Origin of the sequence: Novosphingobium clariflavum (assembly GCF_026420865.1) — a bacterium.
Classification (GTDB): domain Bacteria; phylum Pseudomonadota; class Alphaproteobacteria; order Sphingomonadales; family Sphingomonadaceae; genus Novosphingobium; species Novosphingobium clariflavum.
In genome coordinates this window covers 82605-97336 of sequence record NZ_JAPCWC010000002.1, presented here as the reverse complement: position 1 = coordinate 97336, position 14732 = coordinate 82605, and the positions used below count along the sequence as shown (strand labels likewise).

The 14732-nt window shown below is 64.7% G+C and carries 16 protein-coding genes; 8 read left to right on the top strand and 8 right to left on the bottom strand.

The window, feature by feature from the left end:
- Positions 1-76 precede the first annotated feature (76 nt).
- From OKA11_RS02735 to miaA, 7 genes are all read right to left on the bottom strand, one after another.
- Positions 77-700 carry a TMEM175 family protein gene (locus OKA11_RS02735; protein ID WP_267218707.1) on the bottom strand — a complete coding sequence of 208 codons (624 nt, stop codon included), beginning with the start codon at positions 698-700 and terminating at the stop codon, positions 77-79.
- Positions 701-773: 73 nt separating this feature from the next.
- Positions 774-1106, bottom strand: coding sequence for an I78 family peptidase inhibitor (locus tag OKA11_RS02730; RefSeq protein ID WP_267218706.1), 333 nt, complete (start codon positions 1104-1106; stop codon positions 774-776).
- A gap of 85 nt (positions 1107-1191) precedes the next feature.
- Positions 1192-1833 (bottom strand): YceI family protein, encoded by a 642-nt coding sequence (locus OKA11_RS02725; RefSeq protein ID WP_267218705.1) that lies wholly within the window; start codon positions 1831-1833, stop codon positions 1192-1194.
- A gap of 83 nt (positions 1834-1916) precedes the next feature.
- Positions 1917-2936: a ketol-acid reductoisomerase gene (gene ilvC / locus OKA11_RS02720; protein WP_054441697.1), complete on the bottom strand. Its 1020-nt coding sequence runs from the start codon at positions 2934-2936 to the stop codon at positions 1917-1919.
- A gap of 126 nt (positions 2937-3062) precedes the next feature.
- A complete protein-coding gene (ilvN, locus tag OKA11_RS02715) occupies positions 3063-3581 on the bottom strand; it encodes an acetolactate synthase small subunit (RefSeq protein WP_267218704.1) in 519 nt (172 codons plus the stop codon).
- Positions 3582-3606: 25 nt separating this feature from the next.
- Positions 3607-5349, bottom strand: a complete 1743-nt coding sequence (gene ilvB / locus OKA11_RS02710) for a biosynthetic-type acetolactate synthase large subunit (RefSeq protein WP_267218703.1) — start codon at positions 5347-5349, stop codon at positions 3607-3609.
- 215 nt (positions 5350-5564) lie between these two features.
- Positions 5565-6566, bottom strand: coding sequence for a tRNA (adenosine(37)-N6)-dimethylallyltransferase MiaA (miaA, locus tag OKA11_RS02705; protein ID WP_267218702.1), 1002 nt, complete (start codon positions 6564-6566; stop codon positions 5565-5567).
- On the opposite strand from miaA, the gene serB reads away from it, so the two are divergent.
- Together serB and OKA11_RS02695 are read left to right on the top strand one after the other, a co-directional pair.
- Entirely contained in the window at positions 6559-7443 is an 885-nt protein-coding gene (gene serB, locus OKA11_RS02700) for a phosphoserine phosphatase SerB (RefSeq protein ID WP_267218701.1), read from the top strand. The two genes, miaA and serB, sit on opposite strands and share 8 nt — an antisense overlap.
- Positions 7444-7462: 19 nt before the next feature.
- Complete coding sequence (locus tag OKA11_RS02695; RefSeq protein WP_267218700.1) at positions 7463-8122, top strand: DUF1345 domain-containing protein; 660 nt, start codon at positions 7463-7465, stop codon at positions 8120-8122.
- Positions 8123-8190: 68 nt separating this feature from the next.
- Here the strand turns inward: OKA11_RS02695 and purL are convergent, their stop codons facing one another.
- Positions 8191-10350 (bottom strand): phosphoribosylformylglycinamidine synthase subunit PurL, encoded by a 2160-nt coding sequence (gene purL / locus OKA11_RS02690; RefSeq protein WP_267218699.1) that lies wholly within the window; start codon positions 10348-10350, stop codon positions 8191-8193.
- Between the two features lie 130 nt (positions 10351-10480).
- Here purL and OKA11_RS02685 point away from each other — a divergent pair, with 130 nt between their 5' ends.
- The 6 genes from OKA11_RS02685 (at position 10481) to queA (ending at position 14731) form a co-directional block, all read left to right on the top strand.
- Positions 10481-10954, top strand: coding sequence for a YbjN domain-containing protein (locus tag OKA11_RS02685; RefSeq protein WP_267218698.1), 474 nt, complete (start codon positions 10481-10483; stop codon positions 10952-10954).
- A 120-nt stretch (positions 10955-11074) separates the two neighbouring features.
- A complete protein-coding gene (locus tag OKA11_RS02680; RefSeq protein WP_267218697.1) occupies positions 11075-11326 on the top strand; it encodes an exodeoxyribonuclease VII small subunit in 252 nt (83 codons plus the stop codon).
- Between the two features lie 4 nt (positions 11327-11330).
- On the top strand, positions 11331-12239 hold the full coding sequence (locus OKA11_RS02675; RefSeq protein WP_267218696.1) for a polyprenyl synthetase family protein: 909 nt from the start codon (positions 11331-11333) through the stop codon (positions 12237-12239).
- A gap of 100 nt (positions 12240-12339) precedes the next feature.
- Entirely contained in the window at positions 12340-12852 is a 513-nt protein-coding gene (gene coaD, locus OKA11_RS02670) for a pantetheine-phosphate adenylyltransferase (protein ID WP_267218695.1), read from the top strand.
- Positions 12853-12940: 88 nt separating this feature from the next.
- Positions 12941-13642 carry a peptidylprolyl isomerase gene (locus OKA11_RS02665; RefSeq protein WP_267218694.1) on the top strand — a complete coding sequence of 234 codons (702 nt, stop codon included), beginning with the start codon at positions 12941-12943 and terminating at the stop codon, positions 13640-13642.
- A 51-nt stretch (positions 13643-13693) separates the two neighbouring features.
- A complete protein-coding gene (gene queA, locus OKA11_RS02660; protein WP_267218693.1) occupies positions 13694-14731 on the top strand; it encodes a tRNA preQ1(34) S-adenosylmethionine ribosyltransferase-isomerase QueA in 1038 nt (345 codons plus the stop codon).
- The last annotated feature ends 1 nt before the right edge of the window (position 14732 follow it).

Below are 14732 nucleotides of genomic sequence, written 5' to 3'. Positions count from 1 at the left end.
TGACGGGATGCTTGTAAAGCGAAAAGGCGCATCCTGTTGCGATCCTTCGGCTCGCTCGCGCAACAAACTTGCCGTGTCAGGCGGGCGGATGGCGGTCGAGGAACAGACGGTCGAGGCCGCTCCACGGCAGCATCCAGAACACCGCCACCAGCGCGGCGCAGCCGACGCCGAGCCAGGGCGAGACGTAAGTGAGCGGCAGGCCGAACGCATAGACGAATGCCGCCGCCAGGCCCTTGCGGTGCGAGGCCTTGTGATAGCGCCGGCTTGCCGAGGTCTGCGCCCCGGTTGCGGCGATGCGGCCCTGCAGCAGGACATAGGCAAGGGCAGGGGCCAGCATCGTCAGCAGATAGAGCAGCGTCGCCTCGCGGCTGAAGTGATGCTCGCCGAGATAGGCGGTGGAGAAGGGGATCAGCGAGAGCGTGAACAGCAGCAGCATGTTCGCCCAAAGCAGGCCGCTCGTCACCACGCGGGCGTGGCTCAGCAGGCGGTGATGGTTCACCCAGTAGATGGCGACGTAGGCATAGCTCAGCACATAGGCGACAAAGATTGGCCAGAGCGGCCATAGCGCGGCGAGGCCCTCCGAGACCGGCGTCTTGAGTTCCAGCACCATGATGGTGATGATGATCGCCAGAACGCCATCGGAAAACGCCTCCACCCGCGTCAGGCTGTCTTCGCGTTCGATATCCGCGCCTTCGGTCATGTCTGTTCCTTGATGTACGGCCTGCGTGCTTGGATGACGCCATGGCTGTGATCAAGACGGGAACGGCGGAAAATCAGGTGCAGGTGAAGCCCTTGATCTTGCCATCCTCGCCGACCTGGACGTTGAGACGATCCGGGCGGAAGTCCATGGTCACGGCCTGGCCGGGGCGCAGCACACGCATCGGTTTGCCGCCGCGCCAGCCGGTGATCGCGGCGATCACCTCGTCGCTGGCGGGCTGGCCGATATAGGCGCCGAGTTGATCGGCGCCGCAATTGGGCTCCAGCGCTGGCGGGGCCGGCGGGCGCGGTGTCGTTTCGGCCACGGTGTCGCTCCCGGTGGCGGTGCAGGCGGAAAGGGCCAAGAGGCTGGCGGCAAGAGCGGTCATCGCGGCCGATTTGCGCAACATGTCATTCTCCCATGGGGATTTTACCGGGGGAGAGCATGCATGAAAATCCGCGGCGCGTCGATGACAGCTCCGGTCCTGGCGGCCCTTACTGCTTTTCGAAGGCGGCGTTGATCACCAGTACCGTCTCGTCCGAGACCAGCGGTACGTACTTGGCGACGCCGAAGTCGGAGCGTTTGATCTGGGCGCGGGCGAGAAAGCCGATCGAGTCCTTCTTGCTCATCGGGTTCTGCGCGGCGCCGAAGAAGCGGGCCATGATCGTCACCGGCTTGCTGACGCCGTGCAGCGTGAGGGTGCCCTCGATCGACGCGGCTTCCGGCCCGAGCGGGGTGACCTTGGTCGCGGTGAAGCTGGCGGTCGGGAACCGGGCTGCATCGAGCCAGTCGGCGCTGACGAGCTCTTCGGAGAGCTTGGAACTGGTCGTCTGCACCGAGGCGATGGGGATGGTGACGCTCAGCTTGGTGGCCGCGAGGTTTGCGGGATCGAGAGCCATGGTGCCGCTGGCGCCGGAAAACGTGCCGGCAAAGGGCGAGATGCCCATGTGCGAGACGCTGAAAGTGACCTGGGTGTGCGCCGGTTCGACCGCATAAGTGCCCGCCTTCACAGCGGCAGGCGTACCGAACCCGTGCAGCATTTCCATGTGCCCTGCGCCGCCTGGACCGGGCTGGGCGATGACGGGAGCGGCAAGAACGGCGGCGGCGAGGACAAGCGCGATAGGCGAACGACGCATGGGGCTGCTCCCGAAAGAAAAGAGGCGGCGCATTTCTGCGCCGCCTCCCGAATTTCGTCAAACGCGAAAGTGCGTATGGGAAATCAGTTCTTTGCCTTGTCGACCAGGGCGTTGGCGCCGATCCAGGGCATCATGGCGCGCAGCTTCGAGCCGGTTTCCTCGATCGGGTGACGCTTGGCGGCGATGCGCGAAGCCTTCAGTTCGGGCTGGCCGGCGCGGTTGTCGAGCACGAAGTCCTTCACGAAACGGCCCGACTGGATGTCTTCCAGAACGCGCTTCATTTCCTTCTTGGTCTCTTCGGTGATGATGCGCGGGCCGGTCTTGATGTCGCCGTATTCGGCGGTGTTCGAGATCGAGTAGCGCATGTTGGCGATGCCGCCTTCATACATCAGGTCGACGATCAGCTTCAGCTCGTGGAGGCATTCGAAGTAGGCCATTTCCGGTGCGTAACCGGCTTCGACCAGCGTTTCGAAACCGGCCTGGACCAGCGCGGTGGTGCCGCCGCAAAGCACGGCCTGCTCGCCGAACAGGTCGGTTTCGCATTCCTCGCGGAAGTTGGTTTCGATGATGCCCGAACGGCCGCCGCCGACGCCCGAGGCGTAAGCGAGCGCGACGTCCTGCGCGTTGCCGGTCACGTCCTGGTGGATCGCGACGAGGCAGGGCACGCCGCCGCCCTTGACGTATTCACCGCGCACGGTGTGGCCCGGGCCCTTCGGCGCGATCATGATCACGTCGATGTCGGCGCGCGGCTCGATCAGGCCGAAGTGGACGTTGAGGCCGTGGGCGAAGGCGAGCGCCGCGCCGGGCTTCAGGTTCTCATGGATGTCGGCGGCATAGATCGCGGCCTGATGCTCGTCGGGGGCGAGGATCATGAGCACGTCGGCCCAGGCCGCCGCTTCGGCGTTGGCAAGCACCTTGAAGCCGGCGCCTTCGGCCTTCTTGGCCGAGGGCGAACCGGGACGAAGCGCGATGGCGACTTCCTTGACGCCCGAATCGCGCAGGTTCTGTGCGTGGGCGTGACCCTGGCTGCCGTAGCCGAGGATCGCGACCTTCTTTTCGGTGATCAGGTTGATGTCGCAATCGGCGTCGTAATAGACCTTCATCGTACTATCCTTTCGAGGACCCGACCCCTCGATCGTTTGAGAGGCTGGGCCGGATTTGGGGTGCGCCTTGCAGCGCGTTGGTTCAATTCCAGCGCCAGGGAGCGAGGCGGCTGGAGAATGGTGGTGTCAGGCCCCCTCGGGCCCGCGGATCATGGCAACGATGCCGGTGCGGCCGACTTCGACAAGGCCGAGGTCGCGCATCAGCGCTACGAAGCTGTCGATCTTGTCCGGCGCGCCGGTCAGTTCGAAGATGAAGCTGCCGGTGGTGGTGTCCACCGGGCGGGCGCGGAACACGCCGGCGATGCGCAGGGCCTCGACCCGCTTCTCGCCAACACCCGTCACCTTGATGAGCGCCAGTTCGCGCTGCACGTAGGGGCCGACCTCGGTGAGGTCGGTCACCTTGTGGACCGGCACCAGGCGCTCGAGCTGGGCGTGGATCTGGTCGATCTGGCTCGGCGGGCCGTGCGTCACGATGGTGATGCGGCTCAGCGAGTGGTTCTCGGTGATGTCCGCCACGGTGAGGCTGTCGATGTTGTAGCCGCGCGCGGTGAACAGGCCCGCGATCTTGGCGAGAATGCCGGCCTCGTTGTCGACCGTAACGGTTAGGACGTGCCGTTCCTCGGCTTCGTGCTTGATGTGCATCATGATAGTTCTCTGATCTCTCGCAGTCTCAGACCAGCGCCTTGGCGGCATCGTCCATCGTCCCGGCGACGGTGTCGCCGTAGAGGATCATCTCGACATGCGATGCGCCCGAGGGGATCATCGGGAAGCAGTTCGATTCCTTGGCGACAAGGCAGTCGACGATGACGGGGCCGTCATAGTCGATCATGGCCTGGATGCCGGCATCGAGTTCGCTCTCGTTCTCGATGCGGATGCCCTTCCAGCCATAGGCCTCGGCCAGTTTCACGAAGTCCGGCAGGCTGTCCGAATAGGACTGCGAGTAGCGGCTCTCATAGGTGAGTTCCTGCCACTGGCGGACCATGCCCATCCACTCGTTGTTGAGGATGAAGATCTTCACCGGCAGGCGGTACTGGGTTGCGGTGCCCAGTTCCTGGATGTTCATCTGGATCGAGGCGTCACCGGCGATGTCGACGACGAGGCTGTCCGGGTTGCCGAGCTGCGCGCCGATCGCGGCGGGCAGGCCGTAGCCCATCGTGCCGAGACCGCCCGAGGTCAGCCACTTGTTGGGACCGAAGAAGTGGAAGTGCTGCGCCGCCCACATCTGGTGCTGGCCCACCTCGGTCGAGATGATCGGATCCTTGTCCTTGCTCAGTTCGAACAGGCGCTGGATCGCCAGTTGCGGCATGATCGCGTTGCGGTTCTCGGGGAACGAGAGGCTCTTCTTTTCGCGCCAGGTTTCGACGCGGGCCTTCCAAGGTGCCAGGTCCTGCGGCTTGCGGTCGCCCCAGACCGTCAGGATCTGTTCGAGCACGGTCGCGCAGTCGCCGATGATCGGCAGGTCGACGCGCACGGTCTTGTTGATCGAGGCGCGGTCGATGTCGATGTGGATCTTCTTCGAGTTCGGCGCAAAGGCGTCGAGGCGGCCGGTCACGCGGTCGTCGAAGCGGGCGCCAACGCAGATCACCAGATCGGCCTGGTTCATCGCCAGATTGGCTTCATAGGTGCCGTGCATGCCCAGCATGCCCAGCCAGTCGGCATGGTCGGCCGGGAAGGCGCCGAGGCCCATGAGCGTCGAGGTGACCGGCGCGCCGGTCTTTTCCTGAAGCTCGCGCAGCAATGCGGTGGCGCGGGGGCCCGAGTTGATGACGCCGCCGCCAGTGTAGAACACCGGTGCCTTGGCCTTGGCGATCATCTCGACCGCTTCGGCGATCTCATCGACCGAACCTGCGGTGCGCGGATCGTAGCGCTTGCGGCGCTGGATCGGACCTTCATGCCAGGGCGCCATGGCGATCTGGACATCCTTGGGGATGTCGATCAGCACGGGGCCGGGGCGGCCGGTGGTGGCGATCTCGAAGGCTTCGTCGATGATCGCGGCAAGATCCGCCGGATCCTTCACCAGATAGTTGTGCTTGGTGCAGTGGCGCGAGATGCCGACGGTGTCCGCTTCCTGGAAGGCGTCCGAACCGATCAGGGCAGTGGGGACCTGTCCGGTAATGACGACCAGCGGAATCGAATCCATGAAGGCATCGGCAATGCCGGTGATGGCATTGGTAGCGCCCGGACCGGACGTGACCAGAACGACGCCGGGCTTGCCGGTCGAACGCGCATAACCTTCAGCCGCGTGGGCGGCACCAGCCTCGTGACGCACGAGGATGTGCCTAAGTCGCTCGTCACCGAAGAGAGCATCGTAGATCGGTAGCACGGCACCGCCGGGATAGCCGAATACGAATTCGACCCCCTGCTTGACCAGGCTTTCGACCAGGATGTTCGCGCCGCTGCGCTCTTCAGTCACAATACTTTCCTTTACGACTCTCGGCAAACCCCAGGGCAGGGCGCCTTCGAATGTTGCGGCTCGATACGCTCTTTGCCGCATGACACAACACTTAGTCCGCCGTTTCGCGCACTATAATGAAACCGACCCGACACGACGGACGCCGTGCCGGGTCTCCCTCTCCTCCTGCATCACTTCCACGGCAGGACGATGCGGGCTCTAGGGGGACGAAAATGTTACGTCAACCCCATAACCTGAAATAATCTATCTTCAAGTGATTTTTGATCGAAATTTTCGTACTCAAGCCTGACCCATTCTTGCGGGGGTTGGTGGCGGAGCCAGGTGAACTGGCGCTTGGCGTAATTGCGGGTGGCCTGGGAGCCGCGGGCGATGGCGTGGTCCAGATCCCATTCGCCGCGCACGACTCCTGCCAGTTCGGGCACGCCGATGGCGCGCATGACGGGCAAGTCAGGATCGAGATTGCGGGCGAGCAGCGCGTCCACTTCGCCCAGCGCACCGCGTTCGATCATGCGGTCGAAGCGCAAGTCGCAGCGGCGATAGAGCGCCTGTCGTTCAGGTAGGAGCACGACGGGGAACAGGCTGACGGTGTGAGCAATCCCGCCGGTCAGTTCCGCCTGCCAGTGTGCAAGCGGCTTTCCGGTAGAGCGGACCACTTCAAGTGCGCGCGCAATACGGGCCGAGTCGGCAGGAGCAAGGCGGGCGGCGCGTTCAGGGTCTTCGATCCGGAGCGCGGCATAGGCTTCGGAAACGGGCAGGGCGCGCACGGCCTCCCGCACCGAAGTTTCGATTTCCGGCACTGGGGCGATGCCGTCCAGCAAGGTGCGGATATAGAGGCCGGTGCCGCCGACGAGAATCGGCACCGCGCCCTCGGCATGGATTGTGGCGATGGTTTCGCGCGCCGCCTTGGCCCAATCGGCGGCGGAACAACTGGTCGCACCGTCCCATGCGCCGAACAGGCGATGCTCGATCCCGCCCATCTCGTCCGGCAGGGGGCGGGCGCTCAGGACGGCCAGATCGGCATAGACCTGCGAGCTGTCGGCATTGACCACGACAGCGCGGCGGCCACGTCGCTCCAGTTCCTGTCCCAGCCTGACGGCACAATCGCTCTTGCCGCTGGCAGTCGGCCCTGCGATGAGCGCGAGCGGTGGTCTGCTGTCGTCAGCAGGCGCGCCAGTGGAATTTTCATACGCAGCTTCAAGGGAATTCGCAGTGCTCATTGCGCGGCTGATAGCAGAACCGGACCACCTCTCGGCAAGAATCGATGCGGCTCGTGCCGAAATGCACGAAAGCGGCGTGCGACTGGCCTCTGCGGCGATGCTCGACTTCTGCGACCAGACCATGCAGATCGCGTCTCCGGACAGCGATGCGGCGGCGCTGCGCAAGGCGCTGGACGATCACTTCGCGCCAACCGACGGCCTTGTCTGCGATCATGAGCCGATCGTGCCGGGCCTGTTCATCTCCGACATGGATTCGACCATGATCGGGCAGGAATGCATCGACGAACTGGGCGATTTCGCCGGGATCAAGGACCGGATCGCCGAGATCACCGAGCGGGCCATGCAGGGCGAACTCGATTTCGAGCAGGCACTGCGTGAGCGAGTCGGGTTGCTGAAGGGCCTTTCGGTCGATGCCATCGAGGAATGCCTGGCCAGCCGCATCCGCGCGGTGGACGGCGCGCGCACGCTGGTCGCCACGCTCAAGAAGTTCGGCTGCCGCACCGTGCTGGTGACCGGCGGCTTCCATCATTTCGCGGATCCGGTCGCGGCGCACCTTGGCTTCGACTATGTCGTCGGCAACCGGCTTGAGGTCGTCGATGGCAAGCTGACCGGCGGGCTCGACGGTCCGATCGTCGACAGCTCGGTCAAGAAGGCGACGCTGCTGGCCGAACTCGAGCTGCTGGGCGGCAATGTCACCACGCTGGCCACCGGCGACGGCGCCAACGACATTCCGATGCTGGAGGCGGCGCATTACGGCATTGCCTATCGGGCCAAGCCCAAGGCGCGTGCGGCCGCCAACGGCTGGATCGATCGGGGCGACCTGACCAGCGTGCTGCGCCTGCTCGGCATCGACGAGCAGGAATGGGTCCGGGTCTGATCCAGGGGAGCGAAATGCGATGGCTGGCGAGCGAGATCCCTTCCTGAGCCGGCTGTCGCATCCGCGCTACCTGCTGTTTCTGGGCGTGATGGCAGCAGCGGCCATGGCGCTGCTGTCGTTGCTCCCCGCCGTCGAAGCGGTGATCACCGCATTCGACCTTGGCGTGATCGCCTTCGTGACATCCTGCGTGCCGCTGTGGCGTAGCGGCAATGCCGAAGTCATGCGCCGGCAGGCCAAGCGCGACGATGCCGGGCAGCTCATGCTGCTGATGCTGACGGCGGTGATCACCTCGGTGATCCTGGCTGCGCTGGGCACGCTGGTTCTCGACAACAAGATCCTGAAGGCGGGCGAGATCGCCTTGCTGGTGGTCACGCTGCTGTCCTGCTGGACCTTCGTGAACCTGATCTATGCCTTCCACTACGCGCGGCTCTACTATTCCTCGCGCGCCGGAGGGGATCATGAGGGGCTGGACTTCCCGGGCGACTGCGTGCCGGACTTTTCCGACTTCGTGAACTTCGCTTTCGTGATCGGCATGACCTGCCAGACCGCCGATATCGCGATCACGCAAACGAGCGTCAGGCGTGTCTCGACGTTCCACGGCCTGTTCGCCTTTGCATTCAACCTCGGCATTCTGGCGCTGACGGTGAACGTGCTGGCATCGACGACGGGCGGAAGCTGAGCCTCAAACGAAAAGAGGGCGCCGATGCGGCGCCCTCTCTCCGGTTCCATACGCGGTTACGCGGTGGATCAGGCTTCCATCCAGTCGCGGAAGAAGGCCTCGTTGGCTTCCTTGAGCGCGGTGATCTCGTTGCCGGCCACCTGGGTGCCGCCAACCGTGCCGATCTTCACGGCGCCGGGCAGGGCGGTGCCGGCGGGGGCAGTGACGACATAGCGCGACTGGTCCTCGCCGAAAGCCTCGGCAGTGGTGAGCGCGCCATCGAGTTCGACGCCAAGGCCGCTGGCGAGTGCCATTTCGGCCAGCGCGACGAGCAGGCCGCCGTCGCTCACGTCATGCACCGCGGTGACCTTGCCTTCGGCGATCCAGCTGCGGACGGCAGCGCCGTTGGCGGCTTCGGCCTTGAGGTCGACCTTGGGGGCATCGCCCGCTTCCTGGCCGGCGATCTCGCGCAGCCAGATCGACTGGCCGAGGTGCGAGCCGCTTCCGCCGAGCACGAAGACCTCGTCACCGGCGTTCTTGAAGGCGATGGTCGCCATCTTGTCGTGGTCGCCCAGCAGGCCGACGCCGCCGATTGCCGGGGTCGGCAGGATCGCCGAGCCGCCGCCGGTGGCCTTCGATTCGTTGTAGAGCGAGACGTTGCCCGACACGATCGGATAGTCGAGCGCGCGGCAGGCATCGCCCATGCCGTTCAGGCAGCCGACGATCTGCGCCATGATTTCGGGGCGCTGCGGGTTCGCGAAGTTCAGGCAGTTGGTGATGGCGAGCGGAAGGCCGCCCACTGCGCTGATGTTGCGATAGGTCTCGGCGACCGCCTGCTTGCCGCCTTCATAGGGGTCGGCATAGCAGTAGCGGGGCGAGCAGTCGGTGCTGATCGCCAACGCCTTGCGCGTATCGTGGATGCGCACCACGGCGGCGTCGCCGCCGGACTTCTGCATGGTGTCGCCGCCGACCTGGCTGTCGTACTGCTCCCAGATCCACTTGCGGCTGGCGAGGTCGACCGTGCCCATGAGCTTGAGCAGGTCGGCGCCGACGTCAGCGCTCTCGGGAGCGCCTTCGATGGCGGGAACCTTGGCCCAGGCCTTGTATTCCTCGGGCGAGACGTAAGGACGCTCGTATTCCGGCGCATCGTCGGCAAGCGGGCCGAGCGGAATGTCGCAGACCACTTCGCCGTTGAATTCGAGCACCATGTGGCCGGTGTCGGTCACTTCGCCGATCACCGCGAAGTCGAGTTCCCACTTCTTGAAGATGGCTTCGGCCATGGCTTCCTTGCCGGGCTGAAGCACCATGAGCATGCGCTCCTGGCTCTCCGAGAGCATCATCTCGTAAGGCGTCATCGCCTCTTCGCGGCAGGGCACCTTGTTCATGTTGAGGCGAATGCCGGCGCCGCCCTTGCTGGCCATTTCGACCGACGAGGAGGTGAGGCCGGCCGCGCCCATGTCCTGGATCGCGACGATGGCGTCGGTGGCCATGAGTTCGAGGCAGGCCTCGATCAGCAGCTTTTCGGTGAAGGGATCGCCCACCTGCACGGTCGGGCGCTTCTCGTCCGAATGCTCGTCGAAGTCGGCCGAGGCCATCGTGGCGCCGTGGATGCCGTCGCGGCCGGTCTTCGAGCCGACGTAGACGATCGGGTTACCGAGGCCGGTGGCGGCGCAGTAGAAGATCTTGTCGGTCTCGGCGACGCCCACGGTCATCGCGTTGACGAGGATGTTGCCGTCGTAGGCCTTGTGGAAGTTGGTCTCGCCGCCCACGGTCGGCACGCCCACGCAGTTGCCATAGGAGCCGATGCCCTCGACGACGCCCTGCACCAGGTGCTTCATCTTGGGGTGATCGGGGCGGCCGAAGCGCAGCGCGTTCATGTTGGCGACCGGACGGGCGCCCATGGTGAAGACGTCGCGCAGGATGCCGCCGACGCCGGTGGCCGCGCCCTGGAAGGGTTCGATGTAGCTGGGGTGGTTGTGGCTTTCCATCTTGAAGATGGCGGCCTGGCCGTCGCCGATGTCGATCACGCCCGCGTTCTCGCCGGGGCCGCAGATGACCCAGGGCGCCTTGGTCGGCAGCTTCTTCAGGTGGAAGCGGCTCGACTTGTACGAGCAGTGCTCCGACCACATGACCGAGAAGATGCCGAGTTCGACAAGGTTCGGCTCTCGACCAAGGGCGTTCAGGACGCGCTCGTATTCTTCGGGATTGAGGCCGTGCGCCTCGACGACGTCAGGGGTGATTTCGCTCATGCGAGGCGCCTTAGCCATGTCCGTCGCGGAGCGCTAGACGGCATGGACCCTGACATGAACTTTCACTTTCGATGCCGGGGGTGATGTGCCAGATGCCGCTCAGCGACTTTCCGATTGAAACGGGGTATTTATGCGTAAGATTATCGCCGGGCTGATGCTCGCTCTGGGCACCATGACGAGCGGTGTGGCCCAGGCCCAGATGGTGACGGCCAAGTCACCCGCCAGCCTTGTCTCGGCCTTGCAGGACGCGGGCTACCGGGCGGAACTGACCAAGGATTCGGTTGGCGACCCGATGATCAAGAGCGCCTCTTCGGGCTCGAAGTTCACGATCACGTTTTACGGCTGCACCGACGGCGCCGATTGTTCCAGCATCCAGTTCTATGCCGGCTGGACCGAGGCGACGCATTGCAGCCTCGAGGCGATGAACACCTTTTCACAGAAGTATCGCTTCGTGACCCCGCAGGTCGACAGCGATGGCGACTGCGTGATCCAGTACGACCTCGACCTCGACGAGGGCGGCATGAGCAAGGCGCTGTTCCTCGATACCCTGGAGTTCTGGACCGACACGATGGCCACATTCCAGGACTACATCTACGAGAAATGACGGCGGGATTTTCGCCACTTGCCGCCGGTTCGCAGCCCGCCTGCCGGACCGGCGGCGCAATCCGGCAAATAGCGGCCGGCTCCCCTTGACCGGCCCGTGCGCTAGGGCCATTGCTTCGCCATGGTAGACGAGACTGAAACCATCGAAAGCCTCAGCTTCGAGGACGCCCTGCGGGACCTTGAGGGCATCGTGAGGCGACTGGAAAGCGGCGATGTCCCGCTCGAGGATTCGATCACGCTCTACGAGAAGGGCGAGAAGCTGCGGCAGCATTGCCAGAAGCGCCTCGATGCGGCGCAGGCGCGGATCGAGCGCATCGTCGCCGGTCCGGACGGCGCGGCTGCCGGTACGCAGCCTTTCGACGCGGAGCGCTGAGGGGATGAGCGAGGTCGTAATCAGCGACCCGCTGCTGGCGGAGGGGCTTGCAAGGATCTCTGAGGAGATCGACGGCGCATTCGATGCGCTGCTGCCGGTGCCTGACGATCAGCGCGCGCGCCTGGTGGAAGCCATGCGCTATGCGGCCATCGGCGGGGGCAAGCGGCTGCGCCCGCTGCTGCTGACGGCAGTTGCCGAGATGTTCGGCGTCGTGCGCGAGGCGGCGATCCGGGCGGCCATCGCCATCGAATCGATCCACGTCTATTCGCTGATCCACGACGATCTCCCTTGCATGGATGACGATGCCCTGCGTCACGGCAAGCCTACCGTGCATCTCGCCTATGACGAGGCGACGGCGGTGCTGGCGGGCGATTCGCTGCTGGCTTTTGCCTTCGAGGTTCTTGGCGACCCCGCCGTCAGCGCGGACCCCTTCACGCGGATCGAACTGGTGCAGGCGCTTGCTCACGCCAGCGGCGCGCAGGGCATGGCAGGTGGCCAGATGATGGACATCGTGGCCGAGAACAGCGAGTTCGACCTTCAGACGATTACTCGCTTGCAGCAACTCAAGACCGGCGCGCTGCTGGGTGCCGCGGTGGAGATGGGCGCGATTCTCGGGCGTATCCCGCCGGAAGGGCGCACGCATCTGCGCGGTTATGCGCGCGATATCGGGCTGGCGTTCCAGATCGCGGACGATCTCATCGACCACGAAGGCGATGTGCTGCTGGCCGGCAAGGCGGTCGGCAAGGATGCCGCGGCCGGCAAGCAGACCTTCGTGTCGCTGCTGGGCGCCGAACGGGCGCGCGAGCAGGCGCGGATGCTGGTCGAGCAGGCGATCGGCCATCTCGCCCAGCACGGCAAGGAAGCCGATCTGCTGCGCGCGGTGGCGCGTTACATCGTCGAGCGGAAGCATTGAGGCCGCAAGCCTGCCGAAATCTCGCAGGCGTCTGGCGGATCGCTGAAATTGCGTGCGCCGTTGCCGCGGCGCGTTCACGGGAATTGGGGAATAATCGGCCATGACTGAACGCATCGGGGTCTATCCCGGCACTTTCGATCCGATCACGCTGGGGCACGCCGACATCATCCGGCGCGGCGCCAAGCTGGTCGATCGGCTGATCATCGGGGTGACCACCAATCCCTCCAAGAACCCGCTGTTCACGCCGGATGAGCGTATGGCCATGGTTGAGCGCGAAGTGGCGTCGCTGGGTATCGAGAACGTCACTGTTGTCGGCTTCAACGCGCTGCTGATGAAGTTCGCGCAGAAGCAGGGGGCGAGCGTGATCGTGCGCGGCCTGCGGGCAGTCGCGGACTTCGAGTATGAATACCAGATGGCGGGCATGAACCAGCAGCTCAACCCGAACATCGAGACCGTGTTCCTGATGGCCGATGTCAGCCTTCAGCCGATCGCCTCCAAGCTGGTCAAGGAAATCGCCACGTTTGGCGGCGACATCTCGCGGTTCGTCAGTCCTGCGGTGCGGGCGGACGTGGTGGACCGTATTGCTGCCAAGGGCCTCCAGGGCGACTACTGAGAGCGCTTGCGACAAATTCATTCATTGTCACGTCAGGCCGCGCGCTCTATCGCCGCGAGCCTGAACGGCTTCCTTCAGTGAGTAATCGATGACGTTTCGCCTGACCCTTACCACGACGATGATCGGCCTCGCGCTGGTGGCAACGCCGGCAATGGCCAAGAAGAAGGAAGCACCGACCCCCGATGCCGCCGCTGCTCCGGTGGCGCCGCCGCTTTCGCCGGTGGTCGATGCCGATATCTTGCACGAGCCCGAAAACGTCCTGCTGCTCGACCTGTCGGACGGCGGCCGCGTGGCGATCCGTCTCATGCCGCAGTGGGCGCCGCACCATGTCGAGCGTATCAAGACGCTCGCCTCGCAGGGTTTCTACAACGGCCAGATCTTCCACCGCGTGATCGATGGCTTCATGGCGCAGACCGGCGATCCGACCGGGACCGGGCAGGGCGGTTCGCAGCTTCCCGACCTCGAGGCCGAGTTCAACTCGCTGCCACACTTGCGCGGCATGGTCTCGATGGCGCGTACCAACGAGCCGAACAGCGCGAACAGCCAGTTCTTCATTGTGTTCTACCCGCGCTTCTCGCTCGATCATAAGTACACGATCTTTGGTCGCGTGATTTCGGGCATGCAGTACGTCGATGCGATCCAGCGCGGCGAACCGCCGGCGAACCCGACCAAGATCGTGCAGGCCTCGCTGGCATCGGAAAACAAGGCGCCGCCGGTGGCCGCGCCCGCGCCGCTTGCAGCCCCCGCCAAGATCACGGCTGACCAGCTGAGCAATTCGAAGTCGAACTGAATTTCTCCGAAAGGGGATGACGAAGCGATGGCGCGCGCCTAGACGCGCGCCATGCGCGTTGACCTTTTCGACTTCGACCTTCCGCCCGAAAACATTGCCCTGAGGCCGGCCCGGCCGCGCGATTCGGCGCGCATGCTGCTGGTGGAAGGGGCCGAGAGCGGATCGCTCGTCGATCGCCACGTCCACGATCTGCCTGGCATCCTGCGCCCCGGCGATGTGCTGGTGTTCAACGACACGCGTGTCATTCCCGCCCAGCTCGAAGGACGACGCGGCGAGGCGAAGATCGGTGCGACGCTGCACAAGCGCATCGATCTGCGCCGCTGGCAGGCCTTTGTGCGCAATGCCAAGCGGCTGCGGCCCAGTGACCGCATCGAATTTCCTGCCGGTGTCACCGCGCTGGCCGAGGAGCGCCTGGACGACGGCAGCTGGGTGCTGTTCTTCGAAGGCGAGGAGCCGGTCGAAGTCCTGCTGGAGCGGGCAGGGCGCATGCCGCTTCCCCCGTATATCGCCGGCAAGCGCGAAACCGACGAGGCGGACCGCAGCGACTACCAGACGATGTTCGCCGAGAAGGATGGTGCGGTTGCCGCCCCGACTGCCTCGCTGCACTTCACGCCGGAATTGATGGCGCGCCTGGAGGCCGCAGGTGTGAAGCGGGAGACGCTGACGTTGCATGTCGGCGCGGGCACTTTCCTGCCGGTCAAGGCCGATGATACGCAGGACCACCGGATGCATGCCGAATGGGGCAGCATCGACGCGGCGACCGCCGATCGCCTCAATGCCGCGCGTGCGGCGGGAAATCGCGTTATCGCGGTAGGCACTACCAGCCTGCGCCTGCTGGAAAGCGCGACCGGCGAGGACAACGTGATCCGTCCGTTCGAAGGCGATACCGCGATCTTCATCACGCCGGGCTATCGCTTCAAGGCGATCGACGGACTGATGACCAATTTCCACCTTCCCAAGTCCACCCTGTTCATGCTCGTCTCTGCGCTGATGGGGCTGGAACGTATGCAGGCGGTCTATCGACACGCTATTTCAACGGGTTATCGTTTCTATAGCTATGGCGATTCCAGCCTGCTGATTCGGGAATAGG